1 protein-coding gene is annotated in these 267 nt (G+C 41.9%); it reads right to left on the bottom strand.

From position 1 onward, the window contains the following. Nucleotides 1–267 (bottom strand): gamma-glutamyltransferase (locus tag AAEY83_RS15570; protein WP_351060379.1); only part of this gene is annotated, 267 nt, incomplete at both ends.

Below are 267 nucleotides of genomic sequence, written 5' to 3'. Positions count from 1 at the left end.
GATTAATTGCTTCTTGAACAGATAAATCCCAATCAAGCACGCCAATTACCACTTGCGCAACGTAACTAATAATACGGCTTCCGCCAGGAGATCCGACAACCAAACGTAAACTTCCATCTTTATTAAATACCATTACTGGCGACATAGAGCTACGCGGGCGTTTACCAGCCTCTACACGGTTTGCTACAAGCTTGCCGTTTTTACGTGGCGATAACGAAAAGTCAGTTAGTTGGTTATTTAAAATAAAGCCATTAACCATAACCGTAG

The organism is Psychrobacter sp. TB20-MNA-CIBAN-0197 (assembly GCF_040309765.1).
GTDB classification, from domain to species: Bacteria; Pseudomonadota; Gammaproteobacteria; order Pseudomonadales; family Moraxellaceae; genus Psychrobacter; species Psychrobacter submarinus.
The sequence above is the reverse complement of the archived record's forward strand: the minus strand, read 5'-3'. Positions and strand labels throughout refer to the sequence as shown.